The 18,822-nt window shown below is 71.4% G+C and carries 15 protein-coding genes; 4 read left to right on the forward strand and 11 right to left on the reverse strand.

The genetic code is table 11. The features are described 5' to 3' along the window. Nucleotides 1-19 precede the first annotated feature (19 nt). From ctaF to OCT49_RS33395, 5 genes are all read right to left on the reverse strand, one after another. Complete coding sequence (gene ctaF, locus OCT49_RS33375; RefSeq protein ID WP_283855524.1) at nucleotides 20-412, reverse strand: aa3-type cytochrome oxidase subunit IV; 393 nt, start codon at nucleotides 410-412, stop codon at nucleotides 20-22. Continuing rightward, nucleotides 409-2,127, reverse strand: a complete 1,719-nt coding sequence (gene ctaD, locus OCT49_RS33380) for an aa3-type cytochrome oxidase subunit I (protein WP_283855525.1) — start codon at nucleotides 2,125-2,127, stop codon at nucleotides 409-411. The genes ctaF and ctaD overlap by 4 nt, the downstream gene beginning before the upstream one ends. A 272-nt stretch (nucleotides 2,128-2,399) precedes the next feature. Further along, on the reverse strand, nucleotides 2,400-4,598 hold the full coding sequence (locus OCT49_RS33385) for a glycoside hydrolase family 15 protein (protein ID WP_283855526.1): 2,199 nt from the start codon (nucleotides 4,596-4,598) through the stop codon (nucleotides 2,400-2,402). Further along, entirely contained in the window at nucleotides 4,599-6,410 is a 1,812-nt protein-coding gene (locus OCT49_RS33390) for a thiamine pyrophosphate-requiring protein (protein ID WP_283855527.1), read from the reverse strand. Between the two features lie 90 nt (nucleotides 6,411-6,500). Continuing rightward, complete coding sequence (locus OCT49_RS33395) at nucleotides 6,501-9,620, reverse strand: FAD-binding and (Fe-S)-binding domain-containing protein (RefSeq protein WP_283855528.1); 3,120 nt, start codon at nucleotides 9,618-9,620, stop codon at nucleotides 6,501-6,503. A 595-nt stretch (nucleotides 9,621-10,215) separates the two neighbouring features. Between OCT49_RS33395 and OCT49_RS33400 the strand changes: the two genes are divergently transcribed. The 3 genes from OCT49_RS33400 to OCT49_RS33410 all read left to right on the forward strand — a co-directional run bounded on the left by OCT49_RS33400 (nucleotide 10,216) and on the right by OCT49_RS33410 (nucleotide 12,109). Beyond that, nucleotides 10,216-10,776 (forward strand): hemerythrin domain-containing protein, encoded by a 561-nt coding sequence (locus OCT49_RS33400; protein ID WP_283855529.1) that lies wholly within the window; start codon nucleotides 10,216-10,218, stop codon nucleotides 10,774-10,776. 87 nt (nucleotides 10,777-10,863) lie between these two features. Beyond that, a complete protein-coding gene (locus tag OCT49_RS33405; protein WP_283855530.1) occupies nucleotides 10,864-11,280 on the forward strand; it encodes a CBS domain-containing protein in 417 nt (138 codons plus the stop codon). 292 nt (nucleotides 11,281-11,572) lie between these two features. Next, nucleotides 11,573-12,109 carry a cysteine hydrolase family protein gene (locus OCT49_RS33410; protein ID WP_283855531.1) on the forward strand — a complete coding sequence of 179 codons (537 nt, stop codon included), beginning with the start codon at nucleotides 11,573-11,575 and terminating at the stop codon, nucleotides 12,107-12,109. 222 nt (nucleotides 12,110-12,331) lie between these two features. On the opposite strand, the gene dmpG is transcribed toward OCT49_RS33410, so the two are convergent. The 3 genes from dmpG to OCT49_RS33425 are packed head-to-tail and all read right to left on the reverse strand — an operon-like array spanning nucleotide 12,332 to nucleotide 15,129. After that, a complete protein-coding gene (dmpG, locus tag OCT49_RS33415) occupies nucleotides 12,332-13,342 on the reverse strand; it encodes a 4-hydroxy-2-oxovalerate aldolase (protein WP_283855532.1) in 1,011 nt (336 codons plus the stop codon). Next, nucleotides 13,339-14,301 (reverse strand): acetaldehyde dehydrogenase (acetylating), encoded by a 963-nt coding sequence (locus tag OCT49_RS33420; protein WP_283855533.1) that lies wholly within the window; start codon nucleotides 14,299-14,301, stop codon nucleotides 13,339-13,341. Before OCT49_RS33420 ends, dmpG begins: the two co-directional genes overlap by 4 nt. Nucleotides 14,302-14,310: 9 nt before the next feature. Then, nucleotides 14,311-15,129, reverse strand: coding sequence for a 2-keto-4-pentenoate hydratase (locus tag OCT49_RS33425; RefSeq protein ID WP_283855534.1), 819 nt, complete (start codon nucleotides 15,127-15,129; stop codon nucleotides 14,311-14,313). Between the two features lie 69 nt (nucleotides 15,130-15,198). Between OCT49_RS33425 and OCT49_RS33430 the strand changes: the two genes are divergently transcribed. Continuing rightward, the gene (locus OCT49_RS33430; RefSeq protein ID WP_283855535.1) at nucleotides 15,199-15,948 is read left to right on the forward strand and encodes an IclR family transcriptional regulator; all 750 of its coding nucleotides are present in this window, start codon (nucleotides 15,199-15,201) and stop codon (nucleotides 15,946-15,948) included. Between the two features lie 10 nt (nucleotides 15,949-15,958). Here OCT49_RS33430 and OCT49_RS33435 read toward each other — a convergent pair whose 3' ends face one another. The 3 genes from OCT49_RS33435 to OCT49_RS33445 are packed head-to-tail and all read right to left on the reverse strand — an operon-like array spanning nucleotide 15,959 to nucleotide 18,820. After that, nucleotides 15,959-17,230 (reverse strand): FAD-dependent oxidoreductase, encoded by a 1,272-nt coding sequence (locus OCT49_RS33435; RefSeq protein WP_283855536.1) that lies wholly within the window; start codon nucleotides 17,228-17,230, stop codon nucleotides 15,959-15,961. Nucleotides 17,231-17,264: 34 nt separating this feature from the next. Continuing rightward, on the reverse strand, nucleotides 17,265-17,996 hold the full coding sequence (locus OCT49_RS33440; RefSeq protein WP_283855537.1) for a maleylpyruvate isomerase family mycothiol-dependent enzyme: 732 nt from the start codon (nucleotides 17,994-17,996) through the stop codon (nucleotides 17,265-17,267). Continuing rightward, nucleotides 17,993-18,820, reverse strand: a complete 828-nt coding sequence (locus OCT49_RS33445) for a fumarylacetoacetate hydrolase family protein (RefSeq protein ID WP_283855538.1) — start codon at nucleotides 18,818-18,820, stop codon at nucleotides 17,993-17,995. The genes OCT49_RS33440 and OCT49_RS33445 overlap by 4 nt, the downstream gene beginning before the upstream one ends. Nucleotides 18,821-18,822: the final 2 nt, after the last annotated feature.

Consider the following 18,822-nt stretch of genomic DNA (forward strand, 5'->3'; position numbering starts at 1 on the left):
AAGACTCCCCGGGCCTTGCTCAGTCGTCCTCCCGCCCCGCGAACTGGAACGTCATGCCGACCACCCCGGCGAGGGCGATCCCGAGGCCGATGAGGAACAGGAAGAGCGCATAGACCACGCCCAGGCCGATCAGCGCCGCGCCCACGGCGATGATCACCGGGCAGACGCTGTACGGGGGGAAGAAGTCCACCGGGCCGGAACGTTCCCGGATCTCCGACTCCGGACGGTCCTCGGGCCTCGCCCCCTTCCTCCGATGGTTCGCCCCGCAGAAGAAGGCGATGAGTGCCGACATGAGGAAGGAGACGGTCAGGGCTGCGATCCCGGCGGGTTCGCGCGCGAAGCAGGCGTAGACGACACCGGTGACCAGGAAGAACAGGGCCACCCCTGCGAAGAGCTGGGCCTCCGGTTTCATGCTCCCCGACCCCCGAGCGGGTCCGGGGTCGGGGAGCCGCCGCTCCCCGCCGCCTCGGGACCGTACGCCTCCGGGTGGTTCAGGTCGAAGGTGGGCGAGTCGGAACGAATCCGTGGCAGTGCTTCGAAGTTGTGCCGGGGCGGGGGACACGAGGTGGCCCATTCGAGCGAACGGCCGAACCCCCAGGGGTCGTTCACCTTCACCTCGGGGGCGTACCTGGCGGTCTTCCAGACGTTGTGGAGAAAGGGCAGGGTGGAGATCCCGAGAAGGAACGAGCCCATCGAGGAAACGGTGTTGAGCACGGTGAAGCCGTCGGCCGCCAGGTAGTCCGCGTACCGGCGGGGCATTCCCGCCTCGCCGAGCCAGTGCTGGACGAGGAAGGTGATCTGGAAACCGGCGAACAGGGTCCAGAAGTGGATCCTGCCGAGCCGTTCGTCGAGCATTTTCCCGGTCAGCTTGGGCCACCAGAAGTAGAAGCCGCCGAACATGGCGAAGACGATCGTGCCGAACAGCACATAGTGCAGATGGGCGACGACGAAGTACCCGTCGGTGAGATGGAAGTCCAGGGGCGGAGAGGCGACGAGGACGCCGCTGAGCCCGCCGAGCAGGAAGGTGACGAGAAAACCCAGGGCCCAGAGCATCGGGGTCTCGAACGAGAGGCTTCCGTTCCACATCGTGCCGATCCAGTTGAAGAACTTCACCCCGGTCGGCACCGCGATCAGGAACGACATGAGCGAGAAGAAGGGCAGCAGGACGGCCCCCGTGGCGAACATGTGATGGGCCCAGACGGCGGCCGAGAGCATGGTGATGGCGATGGTGGCGCCCACCATCCCGACATAGCCGAAGACGGGTTTTCGGCTGAACACCGGAAGGATCTCGGTCACCACGCCGAAGAAGGGCAACGCGACGATGTACACCTCCGGGTGCCCGAAGAACCAGAACAGGTGCTGCCAGAGCAGCGCCCCGCCGTTGGCGGGATCGTAGACGTGCGCGCCGAACTTGCGGTCCGCAAGCAGCGCCAGCAGGGCCGCCGTCAGCACCGGGAACGCCAGCAGCACCAGGAGCGAGGTGAACAGGACGTTCCAGGTGAAGATCGGCATGCGGAACATCGTCATCCCCGGGGCGCGCAGGCAGACGATCGTGGCGATGAAGTTCACGGCGCCCAGGGTGGTGCTGACGCCGCTCAGGACCAGCCCCATCGCCCACAGGTCGCCACCGGCACCGGGCGAGCGGACGGCGCTGTTCAGCGGGGCATAGGCGAACCAGCCGAAGGAGGCGGCCCCGTCGGGGACGACGAGCCCGCCCACCACGATCAGGCCCCCGAAGAGGAACAGCCAGTAGGTCAGCGCGTTGAGCCGGGGGAACGCCACGTCGGGCGAGCCGATCTGCAGCGGCATGACGGCGTTCGCGAAACCGGCGAAGGTGGGCGTCGCGAACAGCAGCATCATCACCGTGCCGTGCACGGTGAACAACTGGTTGTACTGGGCCAAATCCAGGATCTGCAGGCCCGGCCGCGCCAGCTCGGCCCGCATGATCATCGCCAGCACGCCGGCGAACAGGAAGAAGGCGAACGAGGTGACGAGGTACATGTTGCCGATCGTCTTGTGATCGGTCGTGGTCACGATTTCCCGGATCCGGCAGCCCACGCGCACCCGGGGGCTGTCGCCCACAGTCTCCTCAGGGAGGGGCCGGAGTGGATGTTCCAGCCGTGACATGGGGCGCCTCCGCCGTTCCGATCGGCGGCAGTGGCCGGACCCACTGCCGCGCACGCTGGGCAGCCCCTCGCGACCGCCGGAAACCCGCCTGTGCAGGGATCTGGCCGGGCTTGCCGACAGTGAGGGCGACCGGCGGCAGACTCGGTGCACAGGCTCTCCACCGATATGAACGAAGCGGGGACGTCGGGGGATTCGCTGCCGAACGGGTGACGGATCTCTGGCGCACGGGCGCCCCGTCCCGTCGTGTGACCTTCCGCGAGCGAGCGAACCGTTCAACGCGGAGGCCGCGCGAGCCGGGCGGCGCTCTCCAGGAACAGGGCGTGGACGAAGGCCTGGGGGAGGTTCCCGCGGAGCTGCCGTTGGCGGATGTCGTACTCCTCGGCGAAGAGCCCCGCCGGCCCGCAGGCGGCGCGATTGCGTTCGAACCACCGGAGCGCTTCCTCCCGATGGTGCTGCTGGTGCTCGGCGAGGGCCATGACGTGGCCGCAGAGCAGGAAGGCGCCCTCCGCCTCCTCCAGCGGCCGTTCGTCGTGCCGGAACCGGTAGGCGTGGTGATCGGCGGTCAGTTCCTGCCGGTACGCCCGCAGAGTCGCCAGAGTTCGCGGGTCCTCGGACGGCAGCGCGCCGCGCAGTGGTGGCAGCAGCAGCGCGGCGTCGGCGCGGGGATCGCCCGGGGAACGTTGCCAGCGGCCCGAGGGATGGAGGCAGGTCTCCGAGGTCACGGCGACGATCCGGTCGGCGAGAGCAGCCGAGGAGGCGGCACGCCCGGCGGAAGCGATGGCGGCCGACGAGCGCAGCCCGGCCGCGCAGATCAGCCGGCTGTGGGTCCACCGGCGGTTCTCCAACTCCCAGATACCGGCGTCGGGCTCGTGCCAGCGGCGGGCGATCGCATCGGTGGCGACGCGGGCGGCCTGCCGGCCGTCGGCGTCGAGCCGGCCCAGCCGGTGGGCAGCGGCGAGGAGCAGCAGCGCTTCGCCGAAGGTGTCGAGCTGGAACTGCCGGTTCACCCGGTTGCCGACCCGGTCGTACCCGCCCGGGTAGCCCGGCAGCCCCAGGGTGCGCTGGTCCGGGACCGGGCCGCCCGTCACCGTGTAGGCGGGGGCAAGCCGTGAACCGTCCTCGTGCAGGCGGGCGGTCACGAACCGCACCGCACTGTCCAGCAGCGCGTGATCACCGCAGGCCGCCGCGGCCTGCCCCGCATAGCACTGGTCACGGATCCACACGTAGCGGTAGTCGTAGTTGCGGCCCTCCTCGGCGCGTTCGGGCAGGCTCGTCGTGGCGGCGGCGACCATCCCGCCCGTGGCACCGGTCAGACCTCGCAGTACGGCGCACGCCTGGCGTGCGTCCCGGGGCGCGAGCGCCGATGCCAGTCCGGGCACCGCTGCGGCCCAGGCGTTCCCGGTCGCCGCCCACGCCCGCGAGGCGATCACCGGATCGCCGAGCGGCCGGTCACCGATCTCCAGCACCAGGTCACAGGAGGTGCCCGGGCCCAGAACGAGTTCTGCGGCCAGGCCGGTGGTCCGCCGGTTCCGACGTACGGGCCGCGCCTCCTGCGCCCCGCTCCACCGCCACCGCAGGGGGCCGCACCGCCCGGTCCAGACTTCCTCGCCGTCCCGGTGGAGGCTTCGGACCGACTCCGTTCCGAAACCCGCGAAGGGCTCCAGGCACACCAGGACCTCGGCGGTCGCGTCCACGGCCATGATCCGGCGCAGCAGGACGGCCCGGTGCGGATCGCCGGGAAGCACGAGAGCGTCCCGGCGTTCGACGATGCCTCTTTCGGTGATCCACCGGTTGCGCCAGACGAGGCTGCCGTCCTCGTAGTAGCCGCCCCGCACGAAGCGCCCGCGCGGGGTGACCGTGTAGTGGCCGGCGCCTCCGACGAGGGCCGCGAACACCGCTTCGGAATCCCAACGCGGCACGCACAGCCAGGGGATGTCCCCGCACGGCCCGACGAGAGCCCCGCGCTCGCCGTCCGCGATCAGTGCGTAGTCGCGCAGCGCGTGTGGCCGGGGTGGGCAGTCCCGGGGCGCTTTGACGCGGTTCGTGGCTCCCTCCTTCACGGGCACCTCCCGGATGCCCGCCCCGAGCAGATCCACGAGCGGGAGCCCCAGCAGGCGTGCCTTGAGGTCCCACAGGGCGATGTCGACGGCCGAGACGGCGCGGGCGACCAGCCCGGGGAAACCCGCGTTGCGCACCGCACGTCTCATCGCCTCGTTCGCACCCGGCGGATCCCAGGCGCGCAGTCCGGTCACCACCCCGGCCAGCAGCTCGTCGACCACCCGGGCGGTGGCGGCCGCGCCATAGGTGTAGCCGAGCCCCGTCGCCCCGTCGGAACCCGCCCGCACGAGCACCAGGGTGGTCGAGTCCCACGCCAGGGTGCCGTCCGCCTCCGGGGCGTCCGTCGGGACGGTGTACGCGACGGCTTCGACCGTGCGGACCAGCGGCTCGCCGACGGCCGGAACGGCATTCACTCAGCTCTCCCGCCCGTTCGGGGAGCCGTCACGGTGGTGGCCGGGCAGCAGCTCCTGCATCTTCGCCTTGAGCCCCTGCCTGATCATGCCGCCGCGGTCGCTGTCCCCCTTGACGACGGCGGAGACCACCGCTTCGGCCTGTTCCCGGGTGGCGTGCGGAGGGATCGGAGGAACGGCCGGATCGGTGACGAAGTCGATGACGAAGGGGCGGTCCGCAGCCAGCGCCCGCCGCCAGGCGTCCTCGACACCATCGGGTTCCTCCACCCTTGTGCCACCGAGGCCGATCGAGCGCGCGAAGCCGGCGTAGGGCACGTCGGGCAGGGACTGGGAGGGAAGGAACTGCGGGGCCCCGGACATGGCGCGCATCTCCCAGGTGACCTGGTTCAGGTCCTGGTTGTTGAGCACCGCGACGACCAGCCGCGGGTCCTGCCACCGCGACCAGTACTTCGCGACGGTGATGAGTTCCGCCATGCCGTTCATCTGCATGGCACCGTCGCCGACGAGCGCCAGTGCGGGCCGGTCGGGATGGGCGAATTTCGCCCCGATCACGTACGGCACGCCCGGTCCCATCGTGGCGAGGGTGCCCGAGAGCGAGCCGCGCATCCGGCCGCGCAGCCGCAGATGACGCGCGTACCAGTTGGCGCCGGAACCGGAGTCGGCGGCCAGCATGAGGTCGTCCGGCAACAGCGGGTCGAGGCAGTGCACGACGTACTCCGGGTTGATTGGATCGGCCTCCACCGCGGCACGGTCGCGCATGACCTCCCACCAGCGGGCGGTGTCCTTCTCGATCTTCTTGCGCCAGGCCCCGTGCTCCTTCCGCTTCAGTCTCGGCAGCAGCTCCCTGATCGTTCTCCTCGCGTCCCCGACCAGGTTCACCTCGAACGGGTAGCGCAGCCCGATCATGTGCGGGTCGATGTCGATCTGCACCGCGCGGGCCTGGTCCAGTTCGGGCAGGAACTGCGTGTAGGGGAAGCTGGAACCGATCACCAGAAGCGTGTCGCAGTCCCGCATGAGCTCGTACGAAGGCCGGGTGCCCAGCAGACCGACCGCCCCGGTCACATAGGGCAGCTCGTCGGAGAGCACGTCCTTGCCCAGCAGGGCCTTGGCCACCCCGGCGCCGAGCACGTCCGCGAGTTCCTCGACCTCCACCCGCGCGTTCCGGGCGCCCTGCCCGATCAGGACGGCGACCTTCTCACCCGCGTTCAGCACCTCCGCCGCCCGCGCGACGTCCTCGTCGGAAGGAACCGGGGCCGAGGAGCCCAGGCCCAGGCTGGAGGGCACCATCTTGAAGGCGTGCGTGGGCGGCGAGTAGTCGAGTTCCTGCACGTCCGCCGGGATGATGACCGCCGTCACGGTCCGTCGGGCGTACGAGGTGCGAAAGGCCCGGTCGATGACGTTGGGGAGCTGTTCGGGGACGGTCACCATCTCGCAGAAGTCCGAGGCGACGTCCTTGTACAGACTCAGCAGGTCGACCTCCTGCTGGTAGGAGCCGCCCATGGCGCTGCGGTTTGTCTGCCCCACCAGGGCCACCACGGGAACGTGGTCGAGCTTCGCGTCGTACAGCCCGTTGAGGAGGTGGATGGCGCCGGGTCCCGAGGTCGCCGCGCAGACCCCCGCCCGGCCGGAGAACTTGGCGTAGCCCACGGCTTCGAAGGCGGCCATCTCCTCGTGGCGGGCCTGGATGAACTCGGGTTCGTTGCCGGCGCGTCCCCAGGCGGCGAGGAGGCCGTTGATGCCGTCGCCCGCGTAGGCGAAGACATGCTCGACCTCCCACTCGCGCAGGCGCTGGAGAATGTAGTCGGACACCTTCATCGGCCTCGGTCTCCTCTCGTGTCGTGCGCGTCTCTCGCGAAGGGCCGCACCGTCGTCGGGGCCGTGCTGCCCGGCGGCGCCGACCGCCTTTCAGCTCCGGAACATCCACCGGACACGGAACCGTCGGAGCAAGCCGTACGCGCCCGCTCCCACCGCCCCGGCGGCAAGGACGGCAGCCGTCGTCACCCGGCGGCCGTCCTGCGCGGGAACCTCCGGACGCCCGGCGAGCTTTTCCGGCCGGCCCGCCGGAAGACCGCCGTCCAGGCCGAGAGCCAGCGCCTCGGCCAGATGCATCGCCCGACGGCCGGCGCCGCCCTCCTCGATCTGAGTACGGCAGCTGAAGCCGTCCGCCAGGACGAGCGCCCCCGGCGGGGCGTTCCGCACGGCGGGCAGGACGCCCTGTTCGGCGATGGCGACCGAGAGTTCGTGATGCCCCCGCTCGAAACCGAAGTTCCCGGCCAGTCCGCAGCAGCCCTCGTCCAGCACGACCGCCTCGATGCCCGCGCGCCGCATCAGTTCGCGGTCCGCGTCGTCCTTGAGCACGGCGTGCTGGTGGCAGTGGGTCTGGACGACGGCGGACCGGGCGAGGCGCGGTGGGCGCCAGTCCTTCCGCGGCACCTCGCCGACGAGGAGTTCCGCGAAGGTGCGCATCTGCCGCGACAGCCGTTGGACGTCCAGGTCCTGCGGCATCAGCTCCGGGGCGTCGGTGCGGAAGACGGCGACGCACGACGGCTCCAGCCCGACGACCGGCGTGCCGGCCTCGATCCACGGACGCAGCTGTTCCACCGTCCGCCGCAGCGCTCTTTTCGCCGTGTCCAGTTGCCCGGTGGAGATCCAGGTGAGGCCGCAGCAGACGGGCCGCTCCGGCACGGCCACCCGGAATCCGGCGTCCTCCAGGACCCGCACCGCGGCTCGCGCGACGGCCGGGTGGAAGGAGTTGCTGAACGTGTCCGGCCACAGCACGACCGCCCGTTCATCCCCCGGTTCCGGCCGGGGAACGTTCCGCCCGGCCCACCACCGGCGGAAGGACTCCGACGCGAAGACCGGCGCCGTCCGTTCGGCGGCCACTCCCGCGAGACGTTTCCCGGCGGCTGCGAGACCGGGGGCATGGAGAAGAGCGTTCACCGTGCGTGGTGCGAGGCGCGCCACGCACGCCCAGACCGGCAGCCAGCCCAGCGAGTAGTGGGCCGCGGGGCGCAGCCTGCGGGCGTAGTGGTGGGAGAGGAACTCGGCCTTGTAGGTGGCCATGTCGACACCGACGGGGCAGTCGGACCGGCAGCCCTTGCAGGAGAGGCAGAGATCGAGCGCGTCGCGCACCTCGGGCGAGCGCCAGCCGCCGGTCACGGGAGAGTCGTCGTGCCCGCCCAGCATCTCGAACAGCAGGCGTGCCCGGCCGCGCGTGGAGTGTTCCTCCTCACCCGTCGCCCGGTACGACGGGCACATCACCCCGCCGGTGCGGCTGCGGCAGTTCCCGATCCCGACGCAACGCTTCATTGTCTCCCTGAAGGATCCGTCGTCGTGCGGGTAGCCGAAGTGCGTGGTGCGGCCGGCCGGATGCCACCGTGCTCCCAGCCGGAGGTCCTCGTCGACGCGGTGCGGGGCGACGACCTTCCCGGGATTCATCCTGTTGCCCGGGTCGAAGAGCCGTTTCACCTCGCCGAAGGCATCGACGAGCGGGCGGCCGAACATCCGGTCCAGCAACTCGCCCCGGGCCTGCCCGTCGCCGTGCTCCCCCGAGAGCGAACCGCCGTGGGAGACGACGAGATCGGCGGCGCGGAACAGGAACGCGCGGAACGCGGCGACCCCCTCGGCGTGTGTGAGCTCGAACGGGATACGCGTGTGCACGCAGCCCTGGCCGAAGTGCCCGTAGAGCGAGGGGTGGCCGTAGCCGAACTCCGCGAACAGTTCCTTCAGGCCGCGCAGGTAGTCACCGAGCCGTTCCGGCGGTACGGCGGAGTCCTCCCAGCCCTCCCAGGTCTCGCGGTCGTCGGGCGGGCGCGCGGTCACCCCCAGGCCCGCCTCACGGGCCCGGAGCATCTTCTGTTCGCGGCCGGGGTCGTCCGAGAAGGAGACCCGCGGGTCCTCCGGGCCGCGGCCGAGCGCGTCGAGCAGGTCCCGGGCCTGCGCGTCCACGTCGTCCTGGCTCTCTCCGGCGAACTGGACGAGGAGCCAGCTCTCCCCCTCGGGGAAGGTCTCCAACGACTCGAGGTGGGAGCCCTCCTCGCGCATGAGCTGGGCCATGCGTCCGTCCAGGGCCTCCAGCAGCTCCGGTTCGCCGTGCGCCAGCAGCCGGGGCACGTCGTCGGCGGCCGTGCAGATGTCGTCGTAGCCGAGTACGACCATCGCCTCGCGACGGGGCACGGGCACCAGATCCAGCTCGGCCCGCAGGACGACGACCAGGGTGCCCTCGCTCCCGACGAGCGCGCGTGCCACGTCGAAGCCGTTCTCCGGCAGCAGCGAGTCGAGGTTGTAGCCGGACACCCGTCGCGGAAGGCGCGGAAAGCCGTGGCGGATGTCCGCCAGATGCCCGTCCACCACGTGGCGCAGCCCGGCGTAGAGCTCGGCGCGACGGCCCCCGGCGCGGAGCACGGCTTCGTACTCCTCGCCGGAGGTGGGGCCGACCCAGCAACGCGTCCCGTCGTAGGTCAGGATCTCCAGGCGCCGCACGTTGTCCACCGTCTTGCCGTACGCCTGCGCCGACGCCCCGCAGGAGTTGTTCCCGATCATCCCGCCCAGCGAACAGTGGCTGTGGGTGGAGGGCTTCGGGCCGAACTTCAGCCGATCCCGCGACAGTTGACGGTTCAGTTCGTCCAGCACGATTCCGGGCTCGACCACGCAGGTCCGGCGGTCGGGCGCCACGGACACCAGCTTGTGGCAGTACTTCGTCCAGTCGATGACCACCGCGGCATTCGTGCACTGGCCGGCCAGGCTCGTCCCGCCGCCCCTGGACAGCACCGGCGCGCCGAACCGGGCACAGATCCGCACCGCGTCCGCGCCCGCCTCGACATCGCGGGGCACGACCACGGCGATCGGGACCTGCCGGTAGTTCGACCCGTCCGTGGAGTAGGCGCCCCGGCTGCCCGCGTCGAAACGCACCTCTCCCCGCACCCCCTCGCGCAGCGCCCGTTCCAGGCTGACCACATCGACGGGTGCCGCGGCGGGGGAGCCGGGTCCCGGACCGGGGGAGTGCGAAGAAGACTGGCGCTTCATGGCTGTTCCTCTTTCCGGTGCGGTGGCTCTGGATCGCGGGCCGGGTGCTCCCGGCAGGTCGCTCTCCGGCCCGCCCCGCCGGTGGGAGCGCCCGGTCGCCGGTACCGTCGGCATCACCTGCACTGCCGCCCGCACGATCGTGCTCCCACGCCCGACCGCGTGCTTCGCCGGTAAGGGCCGCCCTCTCCAGACAACCAGTGACCGGGCCACCCCGCCTCCCGGGGCGCGGAGCCCCGCAGGGCGGCGGAGCCGGGCCGGGGCTTCGCGCCGGGCCGGGGAGCGGTGACGGCCCGCCCGAGGCGTTCGTGGAGGCAGCCGCCCCGCTCTGCTCCCGCACGCACGCCGTGGGACAGCCCCGCCCGAGGCCGTTGTGATGATCGATCCACCGGACGGAAGGTGCCCGGTTCGGGCGGGCCTTCCAAAAACGGCTGGGCTGTCCCACGGAAAACTCTCCGGCCGCCCCGGTGCCCCATGCAGTCGACGGCCCGTCACCTGGACGGTCACACCGCATGCGTGTTGAAGAGCCTTCGGGTGCCCGCTGTGGAACGGTGAGCTGTCTTCGGGTCACGCGACAAGAGCGGAAGGAATCATCCTTATGGGACATGGCGGCAATGTGATCGCGGAACTCACCACCGACCACCGGGAGGTCGATGAACTGTTCGCGAAGATCGAGGACCTGCCGGTCGGTGATGAGCAGCGCCGGAAGCTGGCCGATGAGCTCACCATCGAACTGGTACGCCACTCCGTCGCGGAGGAGATGTACCTGTACCCGGCCGTGCGCAAGCACGTCGAGGACGGGGACGTGATCGCGGACAAGGAGCTTTCCGATCACGCCCAGGTGGAGCAGCACCTCAAGGAGCTGGAGAGCATGGCTGCGGACGACCCGCAGTTCGATTCTCTGGTGGCGCGGCTGAAGGTCGAGGTGAGCGAGCACGTGCGAGATGAGGAAGGCCGGCTGTTCCCCCTGCTCGCCGCGGCCTGTACCCCCGCAGCTCTGGACGACCTGGGCGACAAGGTGCGTACAGCGAAGAAGACGGCCCCGACCCGTCCGCACCCCTCCGCCCCGGACACCCCGCCCGGCAACAAGCTGCTGGGGCCCGGTGCCGGGCTGGTGGACCGGCTCCGCGACCTGCTGTCAGGCCGCGGCAAGGACTGAACCCCACCGGACGGACCCCCACCGGACGGACAGGGACACCCCCGGCCGATCGGCCGGATCAGGAACAGCGACAGAAGAGAGCGGACAATGACCACTGCACGAGAGATCATGACCGAGGGCGCCGAATGCATCGGTGCCGACGAGCCGGTCCTGCTCGCGGCCCGGAAGATGACCGAAATGGGTGTCGGCGCGCTCCCGATCTGCGGCACGGACGACAGGCTCAAGGGTGTGCTCACCGACCGGGACATCGTGATCAAGGTCCTGGGGGCCGGCAAGGACCCCGCGTCGACCACTGCCGGCGAGCTCGCCCAGGGCGAAGCCGTGACGATCGGCGCCGACGACGATGCCGGCGAGATCATGCGCACCATGAGCACACACAAGGTCCGTCGGCTGCCGGTCATCGACGGCCACCGCCTGGTCGGCATGGTCGCCCAGGCCGACGTGGCCCGCGCCCTGCCCGACCCCCAGGTGGGCGACCTGCTGGAAGCGCTCTCCACCGACTGAACGGAACGCGCTTCCAGGGGGCATCTGCCACTGCCGGGGGTCGCTCCCGTCAGGTTCCGCGAGGGGCACTCACGCACAGGTCCAGGTCCCAGGGGGGCATGCCGGCGCTTCGGGGCGAGTTCGGCGGCGGGGGCGTCCCTGGCCGGCCGATGGCGCGCCGCGGGTGGGGGAGACGCGCCACGCCCACCCCGACGCCGCCGTCCCCGGAGCGAAAGGCAGCCGACGACGCTCCACGGACAGCGTGGCTGCCGGGCGAGGCCAGGAGAGTTCGGACAGGGGAGAGGGTGGTGGCATGGGCCGCTCGGCACTCATCGTCATCGACATGATCAACACCTATGAGCACAGGGACGCGGAGCTGCTGCTGCCCGCCGCCACGGCGGCGCTGCCCGGGATCGTGTCGTTGATCGGCCGCGCCCGCGCGGCCGGGACCCCGGTGATCTACGCCAACGACAACTGGGGGCAGTGGCGCTCCCACCACGGCGAGCTGCTCGACGAGGCCCTGGCGACGCCGCACGCCGCTCTTGTGGAGCCGCTGCGGCCGGACGCGGAGTCCCTGTTCATCCTCAAGGCCAGACACTCCATCTTCTACGAGACGCCGCTGACGTATCTGCTGGCGGAACTCGACGTGGACCGGGTGGTTCTGACCGGTCAGGTGACCGAACAGTGCGTGCTGTACTCGGCGCTCGACGCGCACATCCGGCGTCTCGGCGTGATCGTGCCCGTGGATGCAGTGGCCGCCATCCACCCGGACCTCGCGGAGGCTGCGCTGACCATGATGCGGCGGAACATGGGCGCGGACATCACCCGGGCCGCCGAGGTCGTGTGGTGAGGCCGGGTCCGGCCCGAGGCCGCTCCTCTGCGACCGCGTGCCGTACGAGCTCGCCGGTGAGTCGGCCGAGCAGCCGTCTGCGTTCTGGGACCGGGCCGGAACGGCTCCGATCCGGTCATGGTTCGTCCACCTCACGATGGACGGCCCTCAGCACCCCCATGTTCTCCGTCGGTCCGGTTCGAGGGGTGGAGCCGACCGTGAACCGGACCGACGGAGCGGGGCTCAGCGGCCGGCCGCCAGACCGAGGGCGATGTCGACGATCATGTCTTCCTGGCCGCCGACCAGAGCGCGTCGGCCGCATTCCATCAGGATGTCGCGGACGTCGACCTCATACCGCTGCGCGGCCGTCTCCGCGTGCCGCAGGAAGCTCGAGTAGACCCCCGCGTAGCCCAGGGTCAGGGTCTCGCGGTCGACCCGGACCGGACGGTCCTGGAGGGGACGGATGATGTCGTCGGCCGCGTCCTGGAGCTTGAACAGGTCACAGCCGTGCTCGAAGCCCGACAGGTTCGCGACGGCCACGAACGCCTCGAGGGGACAGTTGCCCGCGCCCGCGCCGTGTCCCGCGAGGGAGGCGTCGACCCGGTACACGCCGTTCTCGACCGCGACCACGGAGTTCGCCACCGAGAGCGAGAGGTTCTCGTGGGCGTGGATGCCGATCTCGGTCGCCGGGTCGAGGACGTCCCGGTAGGCGCGCACCCGGGCCGCGACGTCGTTCATCGTCAGCCGGCCGCCGGAGTCGGTGACGTAGACGCAGTGGGCGCCGTACGACTCCATCAACTTGGCCTGCTGCGCGAGCTGTTCGGGCTCGGCCATGTGGGAGAGCATCAGGAAGCCGGAGACGTCCATGCCCAGCTCGCGCGCGGCGGCGATGTGCTGTGCGGAGACGTCGGCCTCGGTGCAGTGGGTGGCCACCCGCACCGAGCGGACGCCGAGGTCGTGGGCGCGCTTCAGCTCGTGGACGGTGCCGACGCCCGGCAGCAGCAGGGTGGTGAGGCGGGCGCGCTTCAGCACGGAGGCGGCGGCCTCGATCCACTCCCAGTCGGTGTGCGAGCCCGGGCCGTAGTTGAGGGAGCTGCCGGCGAGGCCGTCGCCGTGGGCGACCTCGATCGCGTCGACGCCGGCCTCCTCCAGGGCGACGACGATGCGCCGGACGTCCTCGGGCGTGATGCGGTGCCGCACGGCGTGCATGCCGTCGCGGAGAGTGACGTCCTGGACGAAGATCGGGGTGCTCACTGCATGGCCTCCTTCGCGGCGGCGATCTTCTCGGCCATCTGCACGGCGGCCGAGGTCATGATGTCGAGGTTCCCGGCGTACGCCGGGAGGTACATGCCCGCGCCCTCCACCTCGAGGAAGACCGACACCTGGTGGGTCGGCCGCCGGGTGACGCCGTCGGCGAGCAGCGTCTCGACGGGCTGGTCGGCCGGGATCCCGGTGATCTGGACGTCCCGGACCATCCGGTAGCCCGGTACGTACGCCGAGACCTCGGTGACCATCTTGCGGACCGACTCGGTGATCTGTGCCTTCGCGGTCTCGCCGTCCTCGCCCTCGTCCAGGGTGACCAGGGCGAAGACCGTGTCCCGCATCATCAGTGGCGGCTCGGCCGGGTTGAGGATGATGACCGCCTTGCCCCGCGCGGCGCCACCGACCTCCACGATCGCCGAGGAGGTGGTCTCGGTGAACTCGTCGATGTTCGCCCGGGTTCCCGGACCGGCCGACTTCGAGGCGATCGAGGCGACGATCTCCGCGTAGGCCACCGGGGTGACCCGGCTGATCGCGGCCACGACCGGGATCGTGGCCTGGCCGCCGCAGGTGACCATGTTGACGTTCGGCGCGTCGAGGTGCTCCTCCGGATTGACCGCCGGCACGACGTACGGGCCGATCGCGGCCGGCGTCAGGTCGATCACGCGGATGCCGCGCGGCCGCAGCTTCGCGTCGTTGGCCCGGTGCGCGCCGGCGGAGGTGGCGTCGAAGACGATGCCGATCTCGTCGATCTGCGGCGACTTCAGCAGTCCGTCCACGCCCTCGGCGGTCGTCTCGAACCCGAGCCGGGCGGCGCGCGCCAAGCCGTCGGACGCCGGGTCGATGCCGACCATGACGCCCATCTCGAGATGCTGCGCCGTGCGCATGATCTTGATCATCAGGTCGGTGCCGATGTTGCCCGACCCGATGACGGCGACCTTCGTCTTGCTCATCGTCGTTCCTTACGCGGGGGTGCTGGCGGAGAAGGAGACCGACACCGTGCCGAGGCCGGTGACGGTGGCGTGGACGGTGGTGCCCGGCGTCACGGGACGCATCGGGCCGAGGGCGCCGGAGAGGACGACCTGGCCCGCGCGGAGCGGATCGCCGAGTTCGCGTGCCTGGCGGGCCAGCCAGACGACGGCGTCGACCGGGTCGCCGAGGCAGGCGGCGCCGGTGCCGGTGGAGACGGTCTCGCCGTCGACAGCCATGGTCATCTCGGCGGCGACGGGATCGAACCCGGTCAGCGGGACGCGCCGGCTGCCCAGGACGTAGGCGCCGGCCGACGCGTTGTCGGCGACCGTGTCACCGAAGCTGATGTCCCAGTCGGCCACCCGGCTGCCGCAGATCTCGATCGCGGCGACGGCATGGGTGATGGCCGCGCGCACCTGGGCGGCGTCCAGCGGCCCCTCGGCGAGGTCGGCCCCGAGTACGAACGCGATCTCGGCCTCGACCCGCGGCTGCAGGACCGCGTCGACCGGCACCACCGAGCCGTCGGCGTACGCCATGTCGTCGAAGAGGACACCGAAGTCGGGCTGGTCGACGCCGAGCTGCCGCTGCACGGCGGTGGAGGTCAGTCCGATCTTCCGGCCGGTCACCACGGCGCCGGCCGTGATCCGCTCGGCGGTGATCCGCTGCTGCACGGCGTAGGCGGCCTTGACGTCGTCACGGCCGATGAGGTCGCGGACAGGTGGGACGGGGGTGCCGCCGGCGGTGGCCTCGAGGAGCCGGGCCGCGGCGGCGGCGATGCTGTCGTCACCGACAGGGAGGTGATTCTGGGGCATGACGTCCAATCTGCGGTAAGGGGCGGAGGGGATCCACGAAGGCGTTCCACTCAGCGGTACGCTCTTTTCATGGAGGACAGCGACACGGTCCTGGGCAAGGCGCTGGGGATCCTGCGCGCGTTCGGCCCGGCCGATTCCGTACTGCCGCTCGCCGAGCTCGTCCGGCGTACCGGACTGGCCAAGGGCACCGTGCACCGGATCGCCAGCGACCTGGTGCACCACCGGCTCCTCGACAAGACCGAGCACGGCTACCGGCTGTCCGGCGGCCTCTTCGAGCTCGGCCTGCGAGCGGCCGCCGAGCGCACCCTCCTCGAACTGGCGATGCCGTTCCTCCAGGACGTGTACGAGCGCACGCACGAGACCGTGCACCTGGGCGTGCGCGAGGGGCACGAGGTCGTCTACGTCGCCAAGATCGGCGGACACCGGCAGGCGCATGCGCCCTCCCGCACGGGTGGGCGCATGCCGTTGCACTGCACGGCGATCGGCAAGGTGCTGCTCGCGTACGCCGGGGAGGACGAGCGGACCGCGGTCCTCACCGGCCCGCTCGAACGCCGCACGGCGCACACCGTGATCGCGCCGGGCCTGCTGCACCGGCAGCTCCTCGACGTCATGGAGACCGGGCTCGCCCACGAACGCGAGGAGTCGACCCCGGGCCTGCTCTGCGTCGCCGCACCGGTCCTGGCCGCCGACGGTGCGACCGCCCTCGCGGGCATCAGCGTGGCCGGACCGGTCGGACGCTTCCGCCCCGAGTCGCACGCGAACGCGGTCCGCGCGGCGGCGACGGGCCTGGGTTCGACCCTGGCCCGCCGCCGCCACTGATCACCGCCGGTCAGACCGCCGGCTCCTCGACGACCGCCGAGGACAGCGGGATCGGCGTGAACATCTCGGGCTCCTCGTCCGGCGTCAGCGCGGTCGGACCGTACACCCAGTCGGTGAAGGAGTAGTCGTGGATGTCCCGCGCCCGCATGATCGCGTTGCGCCGCAGCCGCGCCTCCCCGTCGAGATGCCACAGCTCGCCCCACGACCGGGCGGTGGTCTGCACCCGCCGGCAGTGCTCGACCCGGACCGCTTCGTACGCGGCCAGCGCACCGTCCCAGTCCGGCTCCGTCCCGGCGGGGGCGGCCCCGGCCAGGCGCGCGTAGTGCTGGGCGAGCACCCAGCCGTCCTCGATCGCCATGATCGCGCCCTGTGCCATGTACTGGAGCGGCGGGTGCGCGGCGTCGCCGAGGAGCACGATCCGGCCGTGCACCCAGGTCTCGACGGGGTCGCGGTCGAACATGCGCCACCAGCGGTCCCGCCACATCAGCGGAATTCCCTTGCGAACGGTGTCGCAGGTGTCCGCGAAGGCGGCGTCCAGCTCGTCGGGCGTGCCCCAGTCCTCCCGGCCGGCCAGGGCCTTCGGCGACTCGAACACGGCGACCTGGTTGAACATCTCGCCGCCGCGCAGCGCGTACTGGACGAAGTGGCAGCCGGGGCCGACGTACACGGTGACGTCGTTCTCGGCGATGTCGTTGTGCCGGACCTGTTCGATGGGGACGGCCGCGCGGTAGGCGACGTAGGAGGAGTTGACGACATCGTCGCCGATCAGGTCGCGGCGGGCCACGGAATGCAGTCCGTCGGCCGCGACGACCAGCGGGGCGGACTCGGTCCGCCCGTCCTGGAGGAGAACCCGGGCGCCGCCCTCGATGTTCTCGTAGCCGACGACGACCTGGTCGTTGAGCAGCTCCACCCCGGCGCGTCGGCAGGCCCGCAGGAAGATGCCGTGCAGGTCGCTGCGGTGGATGACCATGTACGGGAAGCCGTAGCGTCGTTCGAGGTCGCCCAGGTCGAGCCGGGTCAGCTCCCGGGCGTCGAGCGCGTCCCGCATCACCATGTGCTCCGGGACGACGCCCAGCGCCTTCGCCTCGTCGAGGAGACCGTACTCCGCGAGGATGCGGGTGCAGTTGGGGGCGATCTGCAGGCCGGCGCCGACCTCGCCGTACTCGGGGGCCTGTTCGAGGACGCGGACCCGCAGCCCCCGGCGGGACAGGGCGTAGGCGGTGCTGAGTCCGCCGATGCCGCCGCCGACCACCAGGACGTCGGGCGTGGGTTCAGGGTTCATGTGCTGTTCCTTGCGTGTGCGGGGCGGGCCCGGATCAGAGCCAGGCGGCAAGGGCCGGGGCGGGGGAGCCGTCCGCGGCGCGCAGTGCGGTGCCCCGTCCGGTCAAGTAGGCCGCGATGTCGTGCAGTTCACCGGTGATCCCGATGCTCTCGCCGTCGCCCGGCAGCTCCCAGACGGCCCCGGCGGCCGGGGCGCGCAGGGTGACGGCCGGGCCGGGGGAGGCGGCACGCCTGGCGGTGACGTCGTCGCACAGTGCGGCGAGGAAGCCGGCCGGCAGATCGGCGAAGGAGACGCCGGTCGCCAGGTCGACGGCGTGGACGCACACCTCGCGCGAGCGCATCCAGGGCAGTTCGGTGGCGGGAACGGTCCGGCCCTGGGCCGTGACGACCTCGTGCCGCCACTGCTCGTCGGTCAGCCGGTCCATCCGCGCCTCCAGCGCGTCCGCCGAACGGCGCAGCCAGGCGGACAGCTCGGCGGCCGGCAGGGCGCGGCCGCGTTCGATCCCGGCGGCGCGCTCCTCGGGCGAGGCGTACATCGGCGTGGGTTCGCCGGTGGCGGCCCAGTGGACCAGGTTGGACAGCGCCTCGGCGTTCGCGGCCACATGGGCGGCGACGTGGGCGCGGGTCCAGCCGGGCAGGGCGGTGGGCGCCGCGTACCCGCCGTCCTCGAGACCGGCGACGGCGTCGGAGATCAGCTCGGCGCCGATCAGGGCCCAGCGGCGGGCGTCGTCGAAGGTGCGCGCGCCGGTGCGGGTGCTGTTCGTCATGGTGCGACCACCTCGTTGGTGCAGGAGCCGAGACCGGTGATCTCGGTGACCACGCGCCGGCCGGGCACCAGGAAGACCTTGGGGTCGCGGGCGTTGCCGACGCCCGCCGGGGTACCGGTGGCGATGATGTCGCCCGGCCGCAGAGTGATCACGGTGGAGATGTACTGGACGAGGAAGACCGGGTCGAACAGCAGCGTGCCGGTGTCGTCCTGCTGCATGACCTGTCCGTCGACGACCGTCCTGACCTCGAGGGCGGGGCGGACGCCGCCGACCTCGTCGGGGGTGACGACGTACGGACCGACCGGGGTGGTCGCCTCCCAGATCTTGCCCTGGGTCCACTCGATGGTGCGGAACTGCCAGTCGCGCGCCGAGATGTCGTTCATGACGGTGAATCCGGCGATGGCGTCGGCGGCCCGCTGCTCGTCGGCGCGGCGCACCTGCTTGCCGATCACGAGGGCCAGTTCGACCTCCCAGTCGAGGGCGTCGGTCTCGGCCGGCTTGACGATGTCGTCGTGCGCGCCGATGAGGGTGTCGGCGAACTTCGGGAAGAGCGTCGGGTGGGCGGGGAGGTCCCGGCCCATCTCCTTGATGTGGTTGGTGTAGTTGTGGCCGACGCAGACGACCTTGGAGGGGTTCGGGACGACCGGGGCGAAGTCCGCCCCGGAGACGGGGTACGTGGGGCCGGTCGCGGCGGCGGCCTCGGCCCGCCAGCCGTCCCGGGCGAACAGCTCGCCCAGGTCGGTGTACCCGAGATCGACGTGGACCTCGCCGTCGAGGCGGACCGCCCGGGTGCCGGTCGCGGTGCGGAGGGTGGCGAGCTTCATGG

The sequence above is a fragment of the Streptomyces sp. ML-6 genome, assembly GCF_030116705.1.
Lineage (GTDB): Bacteria > Actinomycetota > Actinomycetes > Streptomycetales > Streptomycetaceae > Streptomyces.

Excerpts from the sequence above, each read along its gene's own strand:
- OCT49_RS33410 (WP_283855531.1), top strand. The coding sequence starts at position 11,573 with ATGGGCCGCTCGGCACTCATCGTCATCGACATGATCAACACCTATGAG.
- OCT49_RS33400 (WP_283855529.1), top strand. The coding sequence starts at position 10,216 with ATGGGACATGGCGGCAATGTGATCGCGGAACTCACCACCGACCACCGG.
- OCT49_RS33425 (WP_283855534.1), bottom strand. The coding sequence starts at position 15,129 with ATGCCCCAGAATCACCTCCCTGTCGGTGACGACAGCATCGCCGCCGCC.
- OCT49_RS33420 (WP_283855533.1), bottom strand. The coding sequence starts at position 14,301 with ATGAGCAAGACGAAGGTCGCCGTCATCGGGTCGGGCAACATCGGCACC.
- OCT49_RS33445 (WP_283855538.1), bottom strand. The coding sequence starts at position 18,820 with ATGAAGCTCGCCACCCTCCGCACCGCGACCGGCACCCGGGCGGTCCGC.
- OCT49_RS33440 (WP_283855537.1), bottom strand. The coding sequence starts at position 17,996 with ATGACGAACAGCACCCGCACCGGCGCGCGCACCTTCGACGACGCCCGC.
- ctaD (WP_283855525.1), bottom strand. The coding sequence starts at position 2,127 with ATGTCACGGCTGGAACATCCACTCCGGCCCCTCCCTGAGGAGACTGTG.
- OCT49_RS33395 (WP_283855528.1), bottom strand. The coding sequence starts at position 9,620 with ATGAAGCGCCAGTCTTCTTCGCACTCCCCCGGTCCGGGACCCGGCTCC.
- OCT49_RS33390 (WP_283855527.1), bottom strand. The coding sequence starts at position 6,410 with ATGAAGGTGTCCGACTACATTCTCCAGCGCCTGCGCGAGTGGGAGGTC.
- OCT49_RS33435 (WP_283855536.1), bottom strand. The coding sequence starts at position 17,230 with ATGAACCCTGAACCCACGCCCGACGTCCTGGTGGTCGGCGGCGGCATC.
- OCT49_RS33430 (WP_283855535.1), top strand. The coding sequence starts at position 15,199 with ATGGAGGACAGCGACACGGTCCTGGGCAAGGCGCTGGGGATCCTGCGC.
- ctaF (WP_283855524.1), bottom strand. The coding sequence starts at position 412 with ATGAAACCGGAGGCCCAGCTCTTCGCAGGGGTGGCCCTGTTCTTCCTG.
- OCT49_RS33405 (WP_283855530.1), top strand. The coding sequence starts at position 10,864 with ATGACCACTGCACGAGAGATCATGACCGAGGGCGCCGAATGCATCGGT.